We start from the raw sequence: 22,293 nt of genomic DNA on the forward strand, positions 1-22,293 counted from the left end.
TTTGTTTTTTTAATATTTGTAATTGATGCATAGATTCCAATTATTAAAATTATTATCGGTAGAACAATGACCAAATAAATAGAAAAAGATTCAAAGGTATTAGTATTTAACGCTAATATTAAAACAATGAGTAAAAATAAATTTAATAAATTTAGCCTTACAGTTTTTGTCATGTTTTGCCTACATTAAACTGAATAACTATATAACCAATAAACATTCTTAATCTTTATCTTTATTAGTGCCTTTAGCTTTAAAGATAAAGTAAATAATTAATATCATTATAGGGATAAAGGCTGAAAAAATTGCTGAGTAACTACCATTTTTAAGTAAAAATGACAAAGAAACAACAATAACTATTATACAAATACTTAATATTATAAAGGTGTACAATTTACCTTTATTCATGGTATATCGCTCCTTAAGGTTGTTATTTCCACAACTATATCATATTAAAATCTCAATTTATATATCACTTATTTAGAGATACTATTAGTAAGTTTTAACCTTTCTATAAACGTAGATTTAAATAGTATTTAAAGCGATTGCATTATGATAAAATAAGTATTGTTTATAATAGCTAATTAATGAGAGTGAGAAAATATGAAGAACATTGCTGATATAGCTAAGATTGCTGGCGTTTCAAAAAGCACAGTGTCGAGATACTTAAATAATGGATCGGTAAGTTTAAAAACAAAACAAAGATTAGATAAAGTCATTCGCGAAAATGACTATCAGCCTAATCAATTTGCACAAAGTTTACGTGCGCGTAGAACTAATATGATAGGGGCAATTATACCTAGAATGAACTCTTTTGCTGTTGATGAAACAATTAAAGGAGTCAAAATGATTTGTGATCAATTGAATTATAGTTTGCTTCTAAATTATACAAATCTTAATACTCAATTAGAAATTGATGCCCTTGAAACGTTTAATAGAAGTAAGGTAGATGGTATTGTCTTTATGGCAACAGAGATCACAGATAAACATTTAGAAGTTATTAATAAAATAAATGTTCCTGTGATTATCGTTGGTCAAGCACATAATGATTTACATTGCATCATTCATAATGATTATCAAGCTGGATACTTGGTTGGTGATATGTTAGGTCAAAAAGGTTATAAACATATTAAATTCTTTGGTGTGACAGAAAGTGATATTGCTGTAGGTGTTCAACGTAAAGAAGGTCTGATTGCGGGTTTAGAATTACACGATATACAACCTCATATTTCACTAACATCATTTAATTATCAAGAGGCGATGATCGATGTTGTAGAAGCGTTGCAAGATTGCCCTCATTATGATGCAATTGTTGGGGCTACGGATTCAATTGCCTTAGCCATACATAAATATAATTCAGAACACACGCCACATAAGCATGAAAAGTATATTGTTGGATTTGGTGGAGATCCAGTAACTGATATTGTGTCTCCCTCTATCCATACCATAAATTACAATTTTGAATTTGCAGGTAGTGTAGCTATGGACAAACTAAATCAGATGATACAACATCAAGAAATTGAACAGCGCATTATTATTGATGTTGAACAATCATTTAAAAATTAAAAGAAAAATGGTATGATGAAAAAGTATATTATGGAACCGGTACCATTTAAATGAGGTTATTTTTTAAATAGGAGGATACGCACCATGACGGAGTGGACAAAAGAACAACGTTATCAAAGATATGAAGATATTGATCAACAAACGATTGAATCATTAATTGAACAAGTTAAACAGTCAGAATATAGACAAACTTTTCATATACAACCCCAAATAGGATTGTTAAATGATCCTAATGGGCTTATCTATTTTAAGGGGAATTATTATGTATCTCATCAATGGTTTCCTTTAGGACCTGTACATGGACTGAAATATTGGTATACATATCAAAGTAAGGATCTTGTGGATTTTGAAGCTATTGGTCCAACGATTAAACCTAATACAAAAGACGATAGTCATGGTGTGTATAGTGGCAGTGCATTTGAATATCATGATCATTTATATTATATGTATACAGCAAACCACCGTGATAGTGATTGGAATAGAATTTCTACACAACATATAGCAAAAATGGCTAAAGATGGATCGATAAATAAATTTCCTAAAGCGGTGATATCAGAACCGCCCTTTGGATATACTCAACATTTTAGAGATCCTAAGGTACATGTTCAAGATGGAATTTATTACGCAATGATAGCTGCACAAAATATTAAAAAACAAGGGAGAATTCTGCAATATCGTTCAACAGATATCGTAAACTGGGAGTTTCAAGGAGAGATACAAACGAATCTAGATGATTTTGGTTATATGTGGGAGTGTCCAGATTACTTTAATTTAAATGGTTATGATATGTTACTATTTTGTCCTCAAGGTATAGATTCAGAAGGGGAGCGTTTTAAGAATATTTATCAATCTGGATATATTATGGGCCAGTATGACATTAATAATTTAACTATGAACCATGGTGATTTTCATGAATTAGATTATGGTTTTGATTTTTATGCTCCTCAGACATTCTTAGATGAAAATGGACAACGCATACTAATTGGATGGATGGGTTTACCAGAAATCAACTATCCTTCAGATGCCGATGGTTGGGCGCATTGTTTAACTATCCCACGTGTATTAACAATTGAGTCAGGCAATTTAAAGCAGCGTCCAATAAAAGCACTTGAAAAACTTCGCACAAATGAAGAAACGGCACTAGGTTATGCTAATAAATTCACTAGACAATTACATCCATATGAAGGTAAACAGTTTGAATTAATCATTGATATTTTGGAAAATGAGGCGACAGAAGTATACTTTGAAGTACGAACATCTAAGACTGAATCTACACTAATTACGTACAATAAGAGAGAACAAAAATTAACATTAGACCGTAGTGAAAGTGGTCCATTACCAGAACCTGTTGAAGGAACAACGAGGAGTACTTATTTAGATACTCCGTTATCAAAACTACAATTATTTGTAGATACTTCTAGTGTTGAAATTTTCTGTAATGACGGTGAACGTGTGATGACGACAAGAATATTTACTGATGAAAACGCAACAGGCATTAAAACATCTACTGAATCAGGCCAAGCCTATTTAAAATTTACAAAATATGATTTGAAAGGTGACACTATATGAAACGTCTACTAGCAATTGGAGAGGCTTTAATTGATTTTATACCGAATACTACAGATTCTAAATTAAAAGATGTAGATAAGTTTACTCGACAAGTCGGGGGAGCACCATGTAATGTGGCTTGTACAGCAACAAAACTGGGTGGCAATGCTGAAATGGTCACACAATTAGGACAAGATGCATTTGGTGATTTAATTGTGGAAACGTTAGAGAATATAGGTGTAGGTACCCATTATGTGAGTCGCACTGATGAAGCCAATACCGCCTTAGCATTTGTGAGTTTAACTAAAGACGGTGAAAGAGACTTTTCATTTTATAGGAAACCATCTGCTGACATGTTGTACAGTATAGATGCAGTAAGTACTATCAATGTAACTGAAAATGATATGTTGCATTTCTGTTCAGTTGATTTAGTGGAAAGTCCTATGAAATATGCACATAAGAAATTGATTGAAAAAGTGACAAATGCAGGGGGAACAATTGTGTTTGATCCTAATGTGAGATTACCATTATGGGAAAATGAAGCGGATTGTAAGTCAGCAATCCATGAATTTATTCCATCAGCACATATCGTCAAAATATCTGATGAAGAATTGGAATTTGTAACTGGAATTGCAGACGAAAAACAAGCTATACAATGGTTGTTCCAAGGAAATGTAAATGCAGTGATTTATACGAAAGGCGCTGATGGCGCAGTCATATATTTTAAAGACGGGATTGAAATTTCTCAACAAGGATTTAAAGTTAAAGCCATTGATACTACAGGTGCAGGTGATGCATTTATAGGTGCCTTAATTAGCAAATTATTAATTTCTGAAAGTACAGACGTGATAACAGTATTGAAAAGTGAAGGTGAAAGGATACTTGAATTTAGTAATTACGTAGCTGCAAAGGTTACTACTAAATACGGAGCGATATCAAGTATTCCAACTTTAGAAGAAGTGAATAAAGCAATAAAAAGCTGAGCATGTATTTAATTACATGCTCAGCTTTTTATGTATTATATCTTTTTAACATTTCTTACAGATGCATAACAATGTTCATTGTTTTTAAAATAAACTACGCGTGATTTAGAGTCGATGGACTCGATATTGTGTCTATTTACTACGAAACTATTATGACATCTAAAGAAACGTTTATCTAACTGATCAATTTCTTTTAGGTTTCCATAGAATTCGATTTGACGATTATCGAGATGTGCAATTAAACGATGGGATTTACTAGATGATTCGAAGAACATTACATCGTCATATTGTACATAAATAGAATTGCTACCACGTTTTAATTCTATTGTTTCAACACTACTTTCTTTTGAAAGTAGTTTTAATCGTGATTCAGATGTTTCTAAGCAATCAATCACTCTTGATTTTAATTCGTCTGGATCATCTTTGAAAATGAAATCCATTGCTGCAACCTTGTAGACAAATGTTAAGTATGTCAGTTCACTATGACTTGTAACAAAAATAATATTACCAACCGGATCATGTTTGCGTATTTCACTTGCAAGCTTGATACCATTGATGTCAGCATCTAGTTGAATATCTAAAAAGTAACATCCTATATCATTAATGTTCTTTGAGCGTTCTAAAATGTCATAAGGATCAGCTGTTGCGACTTCAATTTCCATTGGTTTTTCTTCAATCATAATATAGTTATTTATAATTGAGACCATATGTTCACGTTGTCTTTCATCATCTTCGCAAATGAATATTTTCATAGTAACACATCCTTATGAATCAGAATTTAAGATTTCCACTTTTTGAATAAAGTAGTTGTTATCAATAGTTGTATCTAATAAAACATTTGTTGTTGAATCAGTCAATTCTTTTAATGTGGATAATCCAAGTCCACGGTTTTTTCCTTTAGTAGAAAAGTTTTCTTGGAAAAGAGTATGTACTTTTGGCATATCTGGTTCACACTTATTCATAACGATAAATGTCACGGATGTGTCTTCATTTTTAATAAAAGCGATACGAATAAGTGGTTCTTCAGTGATTTTTTCAGAAGCTTCAATTGCATTATCAAGTAATATACCGATTACTCTACTTAAATTTATAATAGGCATACCGATTTTTTCGATTGGTTCTGGGACCTCGATGCTGATGCGAATATTTTTTTCTTGAGCTTGAAGTATTTTAGTAGTTAACAAACCTTTAATTTCACGAACATGCAAGTTTTCAATACCATTGATTTTAATTGCATTCATTTGCATACTATCTTGCATGGGTAATATTTCAGAATGAAAGTAATCTCTTAGACCTTCCATATCTTCTTCTCTGATAAAGTCAGAGAGGGTAGAAAGTATATTGACATAATCATGTCTGAATTTACGCATTTCATTATTGATTTTTTCAATCTGTAACGTATATTTATAATAATTTTCGATTTCCTGCATATTTCGCTTATATTGAATTTGGCGAATAATACTAAAAGAAATTGTAATGATAAGAATAGCAGTGGTAATAATAACAACTGCATATATAATTGACAGAAATTTTGCATCTCCAAAAGATATAATTCTATTAGGTAAATAAAAGTAAATTAAACCTAAAATTATTAATAAAAATAGGCTCACTAGTGTTAGGTAGATTTTATTTAATGATAAATATGAAAATGATAATTGATTAATGAAAAATCTTGCTATATATGCATAAACTAAAGAAGCAATTGTAAATGTAACTATAAAAATAATAGAAAAAGCATATTTTACTGTTATTATATCTACAATTAAAGTAGTAATCCAAACACTTGTGAAATTTGCCATATATAAAATAAAAAAGCAAATTAGCACAGATACTATACCAATAAATTTTCTCCTAATATACATAAATATGATACTAGTGAAAAATAGGAAAAATACTACTTTAGTATCAAAATAGATAAATAAAATAGTAGAAGGGATTATAATCCCAGCAATCGAAATATAATCCCTTTTAGTATAATTCATACCATTTATAAGCTTAATATTAAAGAATAGTATTATAGCTTGTAATAATGATAAAAAAACTGAATTTAAAACTTCCATTTTATACACACTTTCTACATTAGAAACTTTTATTCATAAAGATTTGTTAATTCTTTTGGCACTTCTGGCTCATCTACAAAACCACTACAAGGTTTCATTCCAGAAATAGCTCCAATAACAGCAAAGAATTTAGCGATAAAATTTAAGATAGATTCAAAAATATTCATGATTAATTATCCTCCTTAGGGAAAAGTATTGGGAATTGCAAGATAGAAATAATAATAATCCCTAGTAACATAAGTTGTTGATAGGGTTCGTTTAAAAATAGAGAAATTACCAATAAAACTATAGTTACAATAATTGTTTTTATTTTCTTGCCTCCTCTAAGACGTTGTGGAATTGGTTGCTTTTTAGTAGCAGATGGTGCGTATTTTATAAGTATTAATAAACTAATTATAGCTAATGGATACATTATTAAAGACGACACTTCCATATACCCGATAATCCAAGGAAGTAAAACAAAATAAAATAGACTTTCTAAATAACAAGCAAAAGAATTTTTGGCATGTGCTCCATGTGCAAAATGTCTAATTAAAAAAAACGATAAATGTACAGTTAGTGTGTATAAAAAAAGATGACAAAGGATTGAAACCCCGTAAATAACAATTGTTTTTAGAATATTACTAACGACAACTTGCATACCTAAACGCATTTTTAAATATTCAATATGGTCTAAATTGTTGCGTAGTTGAAGACTTTTAGCAAAGTTGTCTATTTTAGTATCAATTAATTTACTCATTGGCTTTTCTCTCCTTACTCGTATTATACAATTTTAATTAAATTTTATGCGTCTTATTGCTTAACTGTATATTTTCAATTCCTAACTGTTTAAAATATTTATCTGACTAATTTTATCATATTTATGCTTACATTTAGGAATAAAAACTAACGAGTTAGGGAATTTTTAACATTAATTTAAAAAATCATGGTTAAATGTACTTGTATCACAAAGAAGTGATTACATTTTACAAATCATTTAATCAAAATTTTGTTTGAATTTTTGTTTGAATGATAACGTTGATTAGACTTTTGAGCAGGAGTCTGATTAACACACTGATATTGTAACTGTACTTTCTTCGTATAGTTGTTATAGTTACAAGTTAAGTTCTCGTTTTTCAATTAATTGATTACAAGCAAGAGGAGGCTGATGTAGTGACAAACCATTTCTCAGCAATGATTAGTGATTTCGTAAAATAATACTTTCAGGTACACAACGCGCTTAATTTTATTAAGCAATCCCGAATTTGAATTCGTAGAACATTCCCAGTCTCAATTCAAATATCATTTTTAACATTGCCTACAACAGAGGCGATTTAAAGTATTAACATGTAAGCTATCGTAAACATCATTCAATTTATCATTTTAATCGGTAAATTCACTAAATTTTTTCATAATTAATAACATCCCCAAAAATAGATAGAGAAATAACTGTAAAAAACATTCCCTTAATAATAAGTTACAAAAACCGTGAGTCCCTCCCAAGCTCACGGTTTTTATTTTGTTATTTATTTATATAAATGAGGGCGAAGATTTTTGAAAACTGGAATGTTTTCTCTTTGAGTAGTAACTTCATCTAAGTCGATATTACATGAAATGTGATCCGGCTTACCTTCTAATTGCGCAATTATTTCACCATTTGGATTAATTACGATAGAATGACCAGCATATTCTGTTTGTCCATCGTCCCCACATGCATTACATCCTATTACAAACATGTCATTTTCAATAGCACGTGCTTTTAAGAGTGCTATCCAATGACTCACCCTTGCTTGAGGCCATTGTGCTACATAAAAAGCTATTTCTGCATCTTTTCGAGCAGGGTAGCGTAATAATTCAGGGAAACGTAAATCATAGCAAATAATTTGCGTGGCTTTAATGCCATTAGTTAAATTAAATGCTTCAGGTACAGCGTTACCAGCAGTTAAGAACGTAGGCTCGTTTAACATAGGAACTAAATGAACTTTGTCATAACTATTGATTAAATAGCCATTTTTTGAAACTGCAAATGCAGTATTATACACATCATCTTTCATAGCATTTGAAACAGAGCCTGCAATTATATCAACATCATATTGAATCGCAAGCTTTGATATAAACTCAAAGCTACGTGATAGTTGATTGTCAGCTAGTTCTTTTAGCTGAGGTAAAGCATATCCATTATTCCACATTTCTGGTAATACAACGACATCAGTTTCTGGGGTTACAAATTTAGAAAACCAATTAACGATGTTTTCTTCATTTAATGAAACATTTGCCGGTTCGATTTTAAATTGAAAAATTTCTATATTCATTTTTATCGCCCCTTAAATTATTGTTAGCATCAATATACTAAAAATATTCTGATAATTCAAAATTAGTAGCTGTTTTAGATTAATAACTTTAGAAAGGAATAAACTGCGGTGGAAAATAGTTGTAGTAACTAGTGAAGATATTTGTTTTTTTTTATTTAGAATTAAGTTGGAGAATGAAATGGAGTTTATAAGCATGTTATTTATGTGCGTAAAATTGAACTTATTAGTTTTGGTGGAAATAAGATATAAATTTCATTTCCTTAAATTTATTGAGTTAAATCATTTGATATTAAAAGAGGTCGAAGCATTTATATGCTCGACCTCTTATTTCTCAATTAAATACTAATGAAGTAAGTAAAAGTAATTATTTTCTAACTAAAAAGCGTTTGCTTATATCATGGAATTCTTTCTCTCCAGCCTCATCACGAACATTACCGAAAGGCATTTGCGCTACAAGCTTCCATGTTTTAGGTATTTCAAAAGCTTCAGAAACGGCAACATCAACAAGTGGATTGTAATGCTGTAATGAAGCACCAACACCTACAGTACTTAAAGCTGTCCAAATTGCAAATTGGTGCATTGCATTTGTTTGGCTAGACCAGATGGCAAAATTTTCTGCATAGTTAGGCATTTGATTTTGTAACCCTTCGATAACATCTTGGTCTTCAAAGTAAAGAATTGTACCATGAGAATGTTTGAAGTTATCTACTTTGTCAGAAGTTGCTTGGAAATCACGGTCTTCGCCCATAGCGTTTTTAAGTTCTTGTTTAGCGATATCCCAGAATTTGTTATGGCTATCATTTAAAAGTAATACAATACGTGTGGATTGTGAGTTAAATGATGATGGAACATGTTTAATAGCATGCTCGATAATATCTTCTACTTCGCTATCAGAGATTGAAATCTCTTGATCTAAACTATAAATAGTACGTCTCGTTTCTATTGCATTTTGAAAAGTTTCCAATGTTGAGTCTTTTTTACTAAATAATCCCATTGTGAATGCTCCTTTATATCAATTTATTTTATATAGTAAGTATAATAATTATACCATAGTTTGTAAATAGGATTTTACATAAATTTTCAAAAGGATTAATATTTGTTTTCAATAAATTGGTTTTGATGAAAAATAGGTCTTTTTCTTATATACTATATATGAATGTAAAAAATATGAATTTTGGAGGTGAATCTATGAAATGGTATTTTTCGCATAAACTTGTGATGTCCAGCTTTGCTATAGCTTTAAGCACAACATTTATTTCTAGCCAAACTCACGCTGCTGAACAACAACTTAATGAAAAACTAACAAACGAAACCCCAAACCAATCAAATAAAAAGCCAATTCATTCTGATCCTAAAAATCATACAGATAGTTCAAGAGCAGGGAATACAATACAAAGCGATGATACAACTAATCTAGGAATTGATAACAGCTCAGGTGAAACGCCGCAATCTGAAGTACTTAATCAGGCTCAATCAGATCAAAGTAGTGACATTGTTTCAACTGAAACAGTTCAAAATAATGAAGAAATGCAAAATACTTCTGATAATCAAAATCCCAACAATAATGCATTAAGTAATTCTGAAAGACTAGAAGATAATAGTAATTTAACTGAACAAAATCAATCGAATACAGATAAGCAAAGTACTGAAGACAACACAGACAATCAACAAACCTCAGCTGAACCAAATAATGGGGATGATGGAGATAATACTCCGACCCCTGACAGCCCAGATAATGGGGACACTGGAGATAATCAACCAAATCCGGACAACCCAGATAATGGAGACACTGGAGACAACCAACCAAATCCGGATAAGCCAGATAATGGAGATGGAGGAGACAATCAACCAAATCCGGATAAGCCAGATAATGGAGATGGAGGAGACAATCAACCAAATCCAGATAATCCAGATAATGGAGACGGAGGAGATAATCAACCAAATCCAGATAATCCGGATAATGGGGACACTGGAGACAATCAACCAAATCCAGATAACCCGGATAATGGGGACACTGGAGATAATCAACCAAATCCGGATAAGCCAGATAATGGAGACGGAGGAGACAATCAACCAAATCCGGATAATCCAGATAATGGGGACACTGGAGACAATCAACCAAATCCGGATAATCCAGATAATGGAGACGGAGGAGATAATCAACCAAATCCGGATAATCCAGATAATGGAGACGGAGGAGACAACCAACCAAATCCAGATAATCCAGATAATGGGGATGGAGGAGACAACCAACCAAATCCAGGTAAGCCAGATAATGGAGACACTGGAGACAATCAACCAAATCCAGATAACCCGGATAATGGGGACACTGGAGATAATCAACCAAATCCGGATAAGCCAGATAATGGAGACGGAGGAGACAATCAACCAAATCCGGATAATCCAGATAATGGAGATGGAGGAGACAATCAACCAAATCCAGATAATCCAGATAATGGAGACGGAGGAGATAATCAACCAAATCCAGATAATCCGGATAATGGGGACACTGGAGACAATCAACCAAATCCAGATAACCCGGATAATGGGGACACTGGAGATAATCAACCAAATCCGGATAAGCCAGATAATGGAGACGGAGGAGACAATCAACCAAATCCGGATAATCCAGATAATGGGGACACTGGAGACAATCAACCAAATCCGGATAATCCAGATAATGGAGACGGAGGAGATAATCAACCAAATCCGGATAATCCAGATAATGGAGACGGAGGAGACAACCAACCAAATCCAGATAATCCAGATAATGGGGATGGAGGAGACAACCAACCAAATCCAGGTAAGCCAGATAATGGAGACACTGGAGACAATCAACCAAATCCAGATAACCCGGATAATGGGGACACTGGAGATAATCAACCAAATCCGGATAAGCCAGATAATGGAGACGGAGGAGACAATCAACCAAATCCGGATAATCCAGATAATGGAGATGGAGGAGACAATCAACCAAATCCAGATAATCCAGATAATGGAGACGGAGGAGATAATCAACCAAATCCAGATAATCCGGATAATGGGGACACTGGAGATAATCAACCAAATCCGGATAAGCCAGGTAATGGAGATGGAGGAGACAATCAGCCAAATCCCGACAATCCAAGTAGTGGAGGTTCAGAAGACCCAGACCCTCCTCATGACGAAGATAATACAAATAACCCCAATGACGGTAGTCATGGTGGTTCAAACATCCCCAATAATCCTGAAGTAGATAATACAAGACCTTCTAAACCTAATGGTCAAGGAGGTTCAAATGGAACTCTAAGTTCAGGCTCTAACACCGATAATAATGATTCAAATACTACTAACAATGCGATTAATTACAATAATGATAATAAAAATGAGCATCAATATGGAAGTTCTAGTCATCATGAGTTTGCAAGTGGTGGAGCTTCAGTGAGTTATGGTGATTTAGCCAAAAGCGAAAAACCTCAATCGAACGAAAAACAATTAATAAATAGATTTGATCAAATGTCTACTGGTTCGTTTAAATATAATCCTTTTGTAGTTAATCAGGTTAAGCAGCTGAGTTCTAGTGCTAAAACAGTAACTGATAGAGAGATTTCGTCGATTTTAAGGCGCCAAACCTTTGCAGATAATGCATTTTTAAATGAATTACAAAAAGGCACAAATTATTTTAAATTCCAATATTTTAATGTTTTAAAATCTAGTGATTATTATAAAAATTTAGATAACCAAGTATTAGCATTGATTACAGGTGAAATTGGCTCAATGCCAGATTTAAAAAACCCTAAAAGACAACAATCATCAGGTAAATACGAATATCATTCAAGTAGTGAGGATGAATTGACACATACTACAAATGGACAATCTAAAAATGAAATTGATGTTAAATTTGAACGTACACTATTTGCTTTAATCACAGCAATGATAATTATCTTTATTGGTATGGTCTTAGGATATTTCGTCAATAGAAGAAATAAAAAAGATAACAAATAATAATCAAAACATAAAAAAGGGAAGAAGCTATGACATAAAATGATGTCATAGCTTCTTCCCTTTAATGTTTGATAATGGTTAAAATAAAAAGTTGAAAATAAATGAAGCAGATTCCTGTATTTCTTTTATTTTTTCTGGTCCTACTAATACTTGAATTATAACTACAAAACCATTTTGCATAATATGTACTAAAATAGGAACCCAAATTCGTTTAGTATAAACATATAATGCTGAGAAAATCATACCCATACCAAAGTAAATGATAAAAAAGGAAGGGTCTGAATGGGCAGCACTAAAAATAATTGAACTCACAATCCCTGCAATTAAAAATCTAATAGTTTTATTCGCTTGAATTATATTATAAATTTCACCGAAAATCACTTTTCTAAAAACAAATTCTTCTAAAATAGGACCAACTACTGAAATTAATATAATGAATATAGGAATTTCTTGAGCTACTTTCATCAGTCTCTCTGTGTTTGGACTAGATTGAGGTGCGCCTAATAAATAGATATTAATCATATTAGCAATAATTTGATAAATCATTACTACAAAATAACCAACAAGCGCCCATCCAATAGCGTATCTTTTCTTTTCTTTGGGTTGCTGTTCTAAAGAAGTAGGGTTAGCGATAAAATGATTAATTATAATAATTATGAAAGATGCAATAATAAATAATATAACTTGTGTATAAATTTGCGCAAAGACAAGTTCTTTGCCACTATAGTTATTAAATAGACCAGACAATTGTAAAATGATTACACCAAATTGTGCTAGGCCATATATAACCAATGTCAATATGGACACCCATAAACGAGACATAATGAACCTCCAAAAATTAAATGATACCTTATTTTATCGTAAAATAGTGTTTTATACAAAATTTAGCTGAATAGTTTTAACTTGAAATATTGACCAACTTTGATTATTATAGAAGTACATTAGCACTCATTCACTTTAAGTGCTAAAAAATTTTATTCTTTTTAAGGAGGAACAATCAATGTTAAAGCCATTAGGTAACCGAGTAATTATTCAAAAATCAGAACAAGAGCAAACAACAAAGAGCGGTATTGTATTAACTGATAGCGCGAAAGAGAAATCCAACGAAGGTACGGTAATTGCAGTAGGTGCAGGGCGTATTTTAGAAGATGGTACTCGAGTTGCTCCTGAAGTAAATGAAGGCGATAATGTAGTATTCCAACAATTCGCTGGAACAGAAGTAAAACGTGGAGACGAAACTTATTTAATCGTAAATGAAGAAGATATTTTAGCTATTATTGAAGCATAAAAAATCATAAATAAATTCTGATAATTTCAAATAAATCAATAAAACATCATGGAGGTATAAGTAATATGGCGAAAGATTTAAAATTCTCTGAAGACGCACGTCAATCTATGTTAAGAGGTGTAGATAAATTAGCTAATGCCGTTAAAGTTACAATTGGACCAAAAGGGCGTAATGTAGTATTGGATAAAGAATATACATCACCGCTTATCACAAATGATGGTGTGACAATTGCTAAAGAAATTGAGTTAGAAGATCCTTATGAAAACATGGGTGCAAAATTAGTTCAAGAAGTAGCTAACAAAACAAATGAAATTGCTGGTGACGGAACAACAACTGCGACTGTTTTAGCACAAGCTATGATACAAGAAGGATTGAAGAATGTTACTAGTGGTGCAAATCCAGTAGGTTTACGTCAAGGTATTGATAAAGCTGTAGAAGTAGCTATTGATGCATTACATGATATTTCTCAAAATGTAGATAATAAAAATGAAATTGCTCAAGTTGGTTCAATTTCTGCTGCTGATGAAGAAATCGGTAAATATATTTCTGAAGCTATGGAAAAAGTTGGTAACGACGGCGTTATTACCATTGAAGAATCCAGTGGTTTTAACACAGAATTAGAAGTTGTAGAAGGTATGCAATTTGATCGTGGTTATCAATCACCATACATGGTAACAGATTCAGATAAAATGGTTGCAGAACTTGAAAAACCTTATATTTTAATAACTGATAAAAAGATTTCATCATTCCAAGACATTTTACCGCTATTAGAACAGGTTGTTCAATCAAACCGTCCAATCTTAATCGTAGCTGACGATGTGGAAGGTGACGCATTAACAAATATAGTATTAAATCGTATGCGTGGTACATTTACTGCTGTTGCTGTTAAAGCTCCTGGTTTCGGTGATCGTCGTAAAGCAATGTTAGAAGACTTAGCGATTTTAACAGGCGCACAAGTAATTACAGATGATTTAGGATTAGATATTAAAGACGCTACAATTGATATGTTAGGTACATCAAATAAAGCTGAAATTACAAAAGACAATACAACTATTGTTGATGGTGATGGAGATCAAAATAATATTGATGCACGTGTAAGCCAAATTAAAGCTCAAATTGAAGAAACAGATTCTGAGTTCGATAAAGAAAAACTACAAGAGCGTTTAGCTAAATTAGCAGGTGGAGTAGCTGTAATTAAAGTTGGTGCAGCAAGCGAAACAGAATTGAAAGAACGTAAATTACGTATTGAAGATGCGTTAAACTCTACAAGAGCTGCTGTTGAAGAAGGTATCGTAGCTGGTGGAGGAACTGCCTTCATGAATATTTACGATAAAGTTTCTAAAATTGAAGCTGAAGGCGATATAGCAACTGGTATTAATATTGTATTGAAAGCTTTAGAAGCACCGGTACGCCAAATTGCTGAAAATGCTGGTTTAGAAGGTTCAATTATAGTTGAAAGACTTAAAAATGCAGACGTAGGCGTTGGTTTCAATGCGGCTACGAATGAATGGGTAAACATGTTAGAAGCTGGTATTGTTGACCCTACTAAAGTAACACGCTCATCACTACAACATGCTGCAAGTGTTGCTGCAATGTTCCTTACTACAGAAGCAGTGGTTGCTAATATTCCAGAAGAAAGTAGTAACGACGCTCAAGCAGGTATGGGCGGAATGCCAGGCATGATGTAAAGTTCAATATAGATATTTAATTAAATTGCATGGGACTTCTTTTGATAACATTAATAAATTATATGTAGTAAAATCTATAGAGGCTGGGACAAATTTTTAATTGTCTCAGCCTTAGTCTTTGTACTAGTATTAACTTACTATAATGAAGAGATAGGAATTTTATTTTTAAGTACATAAATTTTGAAAAATCAGTTTGATTTTATAAAGCATTTTATTATGTGAATATTTAATTATAGTTTAGGGTAAAGTATGTAAGTATAATTAGAAGCGGTTCTTATACATGATTTTAAGTGTACTTAAATTTTTGAAAGACGAAAGGAAGTTTAATTATGACAAAACCAACAGTTTATGAAGTTATCGATTTAGGTATTAACTATTTAATATCAGGATACGATAATTGGAGTAACGAACAGGTATTAGATGATAAGATTGCTGCCTTTCCAAATACAATTCATTGGCAATATGGACATGTACTTACGATATTTGAAAGTGCATTATCATTATGTGAACAAAACGAAGTAGATATTGCTAAATATACAAGTTTATTTGGATATGGTTCTTCACCAGAAAAGTGGGGAGATGAAGATATTCCTACCGTTGATGAAATATTTGAACATTTAAAAACATTACCAGACCGTGCGAGAAGCTTAACTGATGAACAGTTAGAACAAGAATTGACAGAAACTATTGCTGGTTGCAGTACACTAAATGAATTATTAGTACTCAATGCAATTCATATTCCACTACATGCTGGTAAAATTGAAGAAATGTCACGTATACTTAAACAACATCAATAGATATAACGAATTTAATAAGCTCATAACATAAAAAGATGTTTTGGGCTATTTTAATACATCGTTGATCTTGTTCGAGCTGGATGAGCATAACGAAAGATTTTTTAGCAAAAGTCGGTGTTGCGGCACTCCTGCTGGGGTGGACACTAGTTAGTAATATTTACAATGGTTGTAGGATTTTTCAATTATGAAAAAAGAGGGGTAATGAAAGCTTTAAACTTTCATTGCCCCTCTTTAATGTTATATTAAATTAATAAATTATTCTTGTAATTCTGAGATTGCTTTTGCAATTGTATCAAATACATGTGGGATGTCGTCTTTTTCGACACAACTGAACGCGATACGTATATCAGTACCATTTAACGCGATTATACCAATTGAATACGTTTCTATTAAATGTAAACGCAATTGTTCAGGATCTACACTATGAACTTTTAACGCCATGAAATATCCAGAATTAAAGTCATACACTTGCCAATAAGGAGCATATTGCTCGTCATAAACTACTGACTTAGTAATTTCATATCTCGCTTGTAGTGTATCAATATTGTGTTGTATTTCATTTTCGAAAGTTTCAGGGTGTTCTAAAACATATTTAACAGCACTTTGAGAAGGCATTGGTCCACTTGAGATGTTACTTCTAATTAATCCTTTTACTTTTTCTTCAAGAACGTGTTTAGTCGTTTCATTTGAGACGCCAAAGCTAATGAATCCAACTCGAAGCCCCCAAGCAAAGAATTCTTTTGTAGCACCATCTAAGCGGATTGGCAATACATTATCTAAATGTAAATTTGTTAAAGCAGTAAATAGTGATTGTGTATATACGTCTTCATAAAATAAACCATAATAAGCATCATCTACCAAGGCAATAACATTTGTACCACGTTCTGCTAATGTTTTGATAGCAGCAACTATTGTACTAACTTCTTCTTTAGTAGGTGTGTAGCCTGTTGGATTATTAGGATAGTTTAAAATTAAAACTACTTTATCTTTTTGGTAGTTATCCAAAGTATCAACAAAGTTATCAGTTGTAAAATGGCCATCTTCATCAAAGATATCATATGTTTCGATATCAGCGTTATGTCTAGCGCTATATACAAGTTTATAATTCCCCCAATTATGAGTTGGTAATAGTAATGTATCACCACTATCAACAAACATGTCGGCTACTAATGATAAACCATGTGTTAAAGCATTAGTAAGGATTGGTTTAGTCATGTCGCTCGGATCTAAATCTGGGTTTTCTTTTAACATTTTTTGTTGCCATAAATCACGGAGTGATTCAATACCTTGAGGAGGAGCGTACGGAAAGATTTCATCAGGAGTAAGCTCTGTAAAAACATCATTTAATGTATTAGCATACATTTTACTGTCTTTATAAGTAGCCATACCAATTGTTGCATTATACTTTGTAGATTTTGCTTCAGCAGACTGAGATAAAATACCTTTCGGATAATACATTAATTTTCCAAGGTCTGATAGCATATCTGCTATTTCTGGGTTTGATTTAGATAATTTTTCATTCAAATCTAAAGCTAAAGGATTCATATGTTGGTCAACCTCTCTTTACTATTTCAGGATACTATTATATTATCGCGAAACAGCTTGAAATTAAAGCATAGCGCAAAGATTTGACGGGAAAATAAAAAAACTATAGTTTTATACGAACATGTGTTCTGTTTTATGTTAGAATATGGTTAGGCCATCGAAATCCTACATGGTACTTTTTTCTGTGGGAGGTGTAATATGATCACGTGGTGGCAAGAAATCATAACAACTTTGTTAACAGGTAGCTTACTTGTTGTATTCCGTGTTTGGTTAGAAAATAAATGGAAAGACAAATAGGTGGCCTTACACACAAAAGACCCCAAGTCTGCGTCATCAGACTTGGGGTTGTGTAATATAATCCGTGGATACATTAATAATTTTATCATCATATTTTAATGACTGCAAACAATATATTTTATTGCTTGAAATATGGTAGCGAGAAAATAAAAATCAACAAAATTAAATGAAACAATAGTGATTTAGAAATATTTAACATAATTTGGTATAATGAAAATTGTTTTGAGGTGAAATGGATGAAATATTTAACAAAGATATTTGTAATTATTGCTATTGTCTTGTTTGTGGTGGGGTATTACTTGCAAGCTACAGGACATGAAAGTTCTGGCATAAAATTATTAATCGCAGCTATAATGTTTATAGTTTGCGCGTTTATTAATCGTAACAATAATAGACGAAAAAAGAAAAATGACTAACAGAAGTAAAAGTTATTATAAAGACTATATTTATGAAAACGACAAAAATTTGTTTTCTTTCATAATATAGTCTTTTAATTTTGTATATGAATCTCAAATATAATATTTAGTGTTTCAAATTTACAAAATTAAAAAGCATGCAATTAATTTCTAATTTTCTCTTTACAAGTGTGTATATATTGTATATATTGTGTATATACAGTTGCAAGGGAGGACGTCCGTGAAAATACTTTTGAAAAATAGTAGTGAAAGCCCTATTTATGAACAAATCAAGCAACAAATTAAAGAGAATATTTTAAAAGGATACGTAGTTCCAGGTGAACATTTACCTTCTATGCGTGAATTAGCACAAGATTTAAGCGTTAGCGTGATAACCACTAAGCGTGCATACGAAGACTTAGAAAAAGATGGCTTTGTCTTTACAATCAGAGGTAAAGGTACATTTGTAAAAGAACAAGATAGTTCCATTCTGAAAGAAAAACAATTCATCGTGATTGAGTCATTAGCTAAATCAATGAGCAAAGAAGCTAAGACAATCGGCATGTCATTGCCTGAGCTACAAGAAATTCTAGAGATGATCTTTGAGGAGGACGAGGAATGAATGCTATAGAATTAAATGCTGTTAATTATCAGCATAAAGAATTCAAGTTGAATGATATTTCTTTTGAAGTTCCTCAAGGATTTGTCACAGGATTTATTGGCGCAAACGGTGTTGGCAAAACGACACTCATTAGATTAATTATGGATTTAATTGAACCAGAACAAGGAGAAATCTTAGTTTTTAATAAACAGATGAAAGATAACGCTGAAGAAATCAAAAATAGAATAGGTTTTATTTATTCAGAGCTGTATTTAAATGACAAGTGGACAGTTAACAAAATTGAAAAATATATCGCTCCTTTTTACAAAAAGTGGGATAATACGCGTTTCAATTATTTTCTTAAAAAATTTAATTTAGTTCGGGATAAAAAGATTAAAACTTTCTCAACAGGTATGAAAATGAAATTATCTATTGCGATTGCTTTTAGCCATCATGCAGAATTATTTATTTTAGACGAACCTACTTCTGGTTTAGATCCGATTGTTCGAAATGAAGTTTTAGATATCATTCAACAAGAACTCATCGATGAAAATAAAACTGTATTTATTTCCACGCACATTATTTCAGATTTAGAGAAAATTGCTGATTACTTAGTGTATTTAAAAGATGGTGAAATTGTGTTTAATGATTTTTTAGATGATATTTTGAATAAGTTTCAAATTGTAAAAGGTGATTCAAATCAGATAGACGATGAGTTGGCGTCCTTAGCATATTATATAGAATATAATAAAACCGGCTATACGGCGCTTACAACACATGCAAATGTGTTTAAAGAAATATTTGGTAATGAGGTAGCAATAACTAGACCGAAAATTGAAGAATTAATGGTTTTCCTTGAAAAAGGGCTACACAAAATTGAATTTGAAAATGATGGCATTTCATAGTGAGGAGGGCCATTAGATGAAAAATTTACTTATTAGAAATATAAAATTACGTAAATGGACTATAATTATTTATTCGATGTTATTGTTATTTTCACCATTACAATTAGTGATTGGAAATGATACTTTACTTACTAAATCAATTTATTCAGTAATTGCGATGATATTATTGTTCATATCTATCGTTGATTCTGGACATGCGTTTAGATTCAATAGTAAATTAGGACACAAAATGTCATACGATTTTTTTGCGAGTTTACCAGTTTCAAAAAGCGCTCTACTTAATGCAAACTATGTAACGGTAATTATGTTTACATTAATAGGAGCAGGTATATTATCTCTATACAATATACCGGATTCTAACGTTTCTGCGGACCAATTAAATTTGAATGTTATGGTGCCTTACTCTTACATAACAATTAACTTCTTTGCTATACCTATAGCATTTAAAAGGTATACTGAACAAAAATCTGAGTATATTTCTTATTTGATATATTTACTAACGATGTTTATTATTATACCGGTTTTTGTCATACTGATTGCTGTTGGTCTTATCGCAGTATTTAACTTTAATATAAGAGAATTGGATTATTTAGAACCGATGTTTAACTATGGATTTTTAGTAATGAGTATTCTGTTTTTTATTACTAATTATTTCATTCAATATAAAAAAATAAATTAATCTCAAAGGGAGGCGCATTTATGGAATTAAAGAATATTACTAAAACGTATGGTAATAACAATGTTTTAGACCATATTGATTTTGATTTTGGTCAGAGCCAAATTGTTGGCTTAATAGGTAAAAATGGTGTCGGTAAAACAACACTTATGAAAGTTATGAATGGAAATATTATCAATTATAAAGGGGATGTAAAAACAGGTAATAAAGAAAATATCGGTTACTTAATTGAACATCCCAAACTGTATGATAATAAATCAGGATTATATAATTTAAAACTTTTTGCGAATGTTTTAGGTAAAGGATTCGACAAAAAATATGCAGACCAAATTATCGATGCATTTGGTATGAGACCTTATGTTAAGAAAAAAGTTAAAAAATACTCTATGGGTATGAAACAAAAATTGGCAATCGCTGTTTCATTAATGAATAAGCCGAAGTATTTAATTCTTGATGAACCTACAAATGGTATGGATCCAGATGGTTCCATTGATGTTTTAAAAACAATTCAATCACTTGTGAAAGAATTAGAAATGAAAATTTTAATTTCTAGTCATAAGTTGGAGGATATAGAATTAATTTGCGATAGAGCAGTATTCTTACGAGACGGTAAATTTGTTCAAGATGTAGATATGAAAGAAGGGACACCTTCTGACTCTACAGTAATACTGTTTGAAGATAAAGATTTCGATACTGCTGCAACATTCTTAAATGAAGAGTTTGATGTAATTCAAACACAACAAGCGAGCGGAGAAATTATTATAAAAGCTCAAAATAGTTATAAAAATGTTCTTAAAGGTTTAGCGAACAAAGACGTTTATCCGAAATTTATTGAAACACGTAAAAGTTCATTGCGTGATACTTACTTCAATATTAATCAGAAAGGTGGTCAATAATGAATAGTTTACAACTCGTAAAATATGATATGTTCAGCATTTTTAAAAGTCCATTAACGTATTTAGCGTTGCTTCTAACATTGTTACCAATGGTTGGCTTCATAATTTTATTTTTACAACAGGCAGATGAAATGAATGGCAATACATTACTTACAATAGGTAGTTGGTTCTTTTCAATTATGGGCTTGCTATTTGTAATCAAAACAATTACACGTGATATTTCACAAGGTACAATTCAACTTTACATGAATAAAACTTCTAACCGTATTGGTTATATTATTGCAAAAGTGATTTCGATTATTTTAATTGCAGTATTGATTACAGCTGTATTAGTTGCGTTTGTACTTATTGTTCAAGGTTTCGTTGATGGGGACAATATTAAAACTAAAAAGATTTTTGAACTATTATGGTTCTTTTTAATGTTCCATTTATTCTTTGGATTACTTTTATATTTATTTTCACTTATCGTACCTAAGACAGCACTTATATTTACGCTTGGTGTATTCTTAGTGTTAATTGTTCCATTTGCGGAACCATTCCTGCCTATGATTCCTAAAATTGGAGACAATATACAAGATTCATTAAAATATATTCCATTTAGCTATTTAACTTCAAAAACAACTTCAGGTGATTACACATTTACGAATTGGCAATGGTTTATAACTTCAGCGTCGATCGTTATCTTGTTTATTGTTAATTTATTCTATTCATCTAAGAAAGATATTTAACAATGGATAACTAATAAAAGAGTTAAAAGAAAGACGTATGAATGTGCA

At 31.7% G+C, this 22,293-nt stretch carries 23 protein-coding genes; 14 read left to right on the forward strand and 9 right to left on the reverse strand.

The genetic code is table 11. From position 1 onward, the window contains the following. Positions 1–219: 219 nt before the first annotated feature. Complete coding sequence (locus tag ACW5YJ_RS06125) at positions 220–405, reverse strand: hypothetical protein (protein WP_017723428.1); 186 nt, start codon at positions 403–405, stop codon at positions 220–222. A 195-nt stretch (positions 406–600) separates the two neighbouring features. Between ACW5YJ_RS06125 and ACW5YJ_RS06130 the strand changes: the two genes are divergently transcribed. From ACW5YJ_RS06130 to ACW5YJ_RS06140, 3 genes are all read left to right on the forward strand, one after another. Beyond that, positions 601–1,563 (forward strand): LacI family DNA-binding transcriptional regulator, encoded by a 963-nt coding sequence (locus ACW5YJ_RS06130; protein WP_457338584.1) that lies wholly within the window; start codon positions 601–603, stop codon positions 1,561–1,563. 84 nt (positions 1,564–1,647) lie between these two features. Beyond that, positions 1,648–3,132, forward strand: coding sequence for a sucrose-6-phosphate hydrolase (locus ACW5YJ_RS06135; RefSeq protein ID WP_457338585.1), 1,485 nt, complete (start codon positions 1,648–1,650; stop codon positions 3,130–3,132). After that, on the forward strand, positions 3,129–4,094 hold the full coding sequence (locus tag ACW5YJ_RS06140; RefSeq protein WP_135092816.1) for a carbohydrate kinase family protein: 966 nt from the start codon (positions 3,129–3,131) through the stop codon (positions 4,092–4,094). The genes ACW5YJ_RS06135 and ACW5YJ_RS06140 overlap by 4 nt, the downstream gene beginning before the upstream one ends. Positions 4,095–4,129: 35 nt before the next feature. Here ACW5YJ_RS06140 and agrA read toward each other — a convergent pair whose 3' ends face one another. The 6 genes from agrA to ACW5YJ_RS06170 form a co-directional block, all read right to left on the reverse strand. Then, positions 4,130–4,846 carry a quorum-sensing response regulator AgrA gene (gene agrA, locus ACW5YJ_RS06145; RefSeq protein WP_017723432.1) on the reverse strand — a complete coding sequence of 239 codons (717 nt, stop codon included), beginning with the start codon at positions 4,844–4,846 and terminating at the stop codon, positions 4,130–4,132. A gap of 12 nt (positions 4,847–4,858) precedes the next feature. Then, complete coding sequence (gene agrC / locus ACW5YJ_RS06150; protein ID WP_457338586.1) at positions 4,859–6,154, reverse strand: quorum-sensing sensor histidine kinase AgrC; 1,296 nt, start codon at positions 6,152–6,154, stop codon at positions 4,859–4,861. Positions 6,155–6,183: 29 nt separating this feature from the next. Further along, the gene (agrD, locus tag ACW5YJ_RS06155; RefSeq protein ID WP_069795725.1) at positions 6,184–6,321 is read right to left on the reverse strand and encodes a cyclic lactone autoinducer peptide AgrD; all 138 of its coding nucleotides are present in this window, start codon (positions 6,319–6,321) and stop codon (positions 6,184–6,186) included. A 2-nt stretch (positions 6,322–6,323) separates the two neighbouring features. After that, positions 6,324–6,893, reverse strand: a complete 570-nt coding sequence (locus ACW5YJ_RS06160; RefSeq protein ID WP_457338587.1) for an accessory gene regulator AgrB — start codon at positions 6,891–6,893, stop codon at positions 6,324–6,326. Positions 6,894–7,659: 766 nt separating this feature from the next. Continuing rightward, positions 7,660–8,445: a carbon-nitrogen family hydrolase gene (locus ACW5YJ_RS06165; protein ID WP_017723437.1), complete on the reverse strand. Its 786-nt coding sequence runs from the start codon at positions 8,443–8,445 to the stop codon at positions 7,660–7,662. Positions 8,446–8,809: 364 nt separating this feature from the next. Next, positions 8,810–9,439 carry a nitroreductase family protein gene (locus ACW5YJ_RS06170; RefSeq protein WP_457338588.1) on the reverse strand — a complete coding sequence of 210 codons (630 nt, stop codon included), beginning with the start codon at positions 9,437–9,439 and terminating at the stop codon, positions 8,810–8,812. 194 nt (positions 9,440–9,633) lie between these two features. On the opposite strand from ACW5YJ_RS06170, the gene ACW5YJ_RS06175 reads away from it, so the two are divergent. Beyond that, positions 9,634–12,429 carry an SdrH family protein gene (locus tag ACW5YJ_RS06175; RefSeq protein WP_457338589.1) on the forward strand — a complete coding sequence of 932 codons (2,796 nt, stop codon included), beginning with the start codon at positions 9,634–9,636 and terminating at the stop codon, positions 12,427–12,429. 78 nt (positions 12,430–12,507) lie between these two features. Here the strand turns inward: ACW5YJ_RS06175 and mroQ are convergent, their stop codons facing one another. Then, complete coding sequence (gene mroQ, locus ACW5YJ_RS06180) at positions 12,508–13,251, reverse strand: intramembrane glutamic endopeptidase MroQ (protein WP_017723439.1); 744 nt, start codon at positions 13,249–13,251, stop codon at positions 12,508–12,510. Between the two features lie 178 nt (positions 13,252–13,429). On the opposite strand from mroQ, the gene groES reads away from it, so the two are divergent. The 3 genes from groES (at position 13,430) to ACW5YJ_RS06195 (ending at position 16,202) form a co-directional block, all read left to right on the forward strand. Further along, a complete protein-coding gene (gene groES / locus ACW5YJ_RS06185) occupies positions 13,430–13,717 on the forward strand; it encodes a co-chaperone GroES (RefSeq protein ID WP_017723440.1) in 288 nt (95 codons plus the stop codon). Between the two features lie 65 nt (positions 13,718–13,782). Continuing rightward, the gene (gene groL / locus ACW5YJ_RS06190; protein WP_017723441.1) at positions 13,783–15,405 is read left to right on the forward strand and encodes a chaperonin GroEL; all 1,623 of its coding nucleotides are present in this window, start codon (positions 13,783–13,785) and stop codon (positions 15,403–15,405) included. Between the two features lie 329 nt (positions 15,406–15,734). Further along, entirely contained in the window at positions 15,735–16,202 is a 468-nt protein-coding gene (locus tag ACW5YJ_RS06195) for a DinB family protein (protein WP_017723442.1), read from the forward strand. Positions 16,203–16,457: 255 nt separating this feature from the next. Here the strand turns inward: ACW5YJ_RS06195 and ACW5YJ_RS06200 are convergent, their stop codons facing one another. Beyond that, positions 16,458–17,747: an aminotransferase class I/II-fold pyridoxal phosphate-dependent enzyme gene (locus tag ACW5YJ_RS06200; RefSeq protein ID WP_107551523.1), complete on the reverse strand. Its 1,290-nt coding sequence runs from the start codon at positions 17,745–17,747 to the stop codon at positions 16,458–16,460. Positions 17,748–17,948: 201 nt separating this feature from the next. Here ACW5YJ_RS06200 and ACW5YJ_RS06205 point away from each other — a divergent pair, with 201 nt between their 5' ends. The 7 genes from ACW5YJ_RS06205 (at position 17,949) to pmtD (ending at position 22,245) form a co-directional block, all read left to right on the forward strand. Continuing rightward, positions 17,949–18,044 (forward strand): Trp-rich small protein, encoded by a 96-nt coding sequence (locus tag ACW5YJ_RS06205; protein WP_230454283.1) that lies wholly within the window; start codon positions 17,949–17,951, stop codon positions 18,042–18,044. Between the two features lie 236 nt (positions 18,045–18,280). Next, on the forward strand, positions 18,281–18,460 hold the full coding sequence (locus ACW5YJ_RS06210) for an SE1626 family protein (protein ID WP_017723445.1): 180 nt from the start codon (positions 18,281–18,283) through the stop codon (positions 18,458–18,460). Between the two features lie 220 nt (positions 18,461–18,680). Next, positions 18,681–19,061 carry a PSM export ABC transporter transcriptional regulator PmtR gene (pmtR, locus tag ACW5YJ_RS06215; protein ID WP_017723446.1) on the forward strand — a complete coding sequence of 127 codons (381 nt, stop codon included), beginning with the start codon at positions 18,681–18,683 and terminating at the stop codon, positions 19,059–19,061. Further along, on the forward strand, positions 19,058–19,945 hold the full coding sequence (gene pmtA / locus ACW5YJ_RS06220; protein WP_107551524.1) for a phenol-soluble modulin export ABC transporter ATP-binding protein PmtA: 888 nt from the start codon (positions 19,058–19,060) through the stop codon (positions 19,943–19,945). Before pmtR ends, pmtA begins: the two co-directional genes overlap by 4 nt. A 16-nt stretch (positions 19,946–19,961) precedes the next feature. Beyond that, the gene (gene pmtB / locus ACW5YJ_RS06225; protein WP_135092820.1) at positions 19,962–20,624 is read left to right on the forward strand and encodes a phenol-soluble modulin export ABC transporter permease subunit PmtB; all 663 of its coding nucleotides are present in this window, start codon (positions 19,962–19,964) and stop codon (positions 20,622–20,624) included. 20 nt (positions 20,625–20,644) lie between these two features. After that, entirely contained in the window at positions 20,645–21,517 is an 873-nt protein-coding gene (gene pmtC / locus ACW5YJ_RS06230) for a phenol-soluble modulin export ABC transporter ATP-binding protein PmtC (protein ID WP_017723449.1), read from the forward strand. Next, on the forward strand, positions 21,517–22,245 hold the full coding sequence (gene pmtD / locus ACW5YJ_RS06235; protein ID WP_107551526.1) for a phenol-soluble modulin export ABC transporter permease subunit PmtD: 729 nt from the start codon (positions 21,517–21,519) through the stop codon (positions 22,243–22,245). The genes pmtC and pmtD overlap by 1 nt, the downstream gene beginning before the upstream one ends. Positions 22,246–22,293: the final 48 nt, after the last annotated feature.

The sequence above is a fragment of the Staphylococcus sp. mip270_02 genome, from assembly GCF_054031535.1.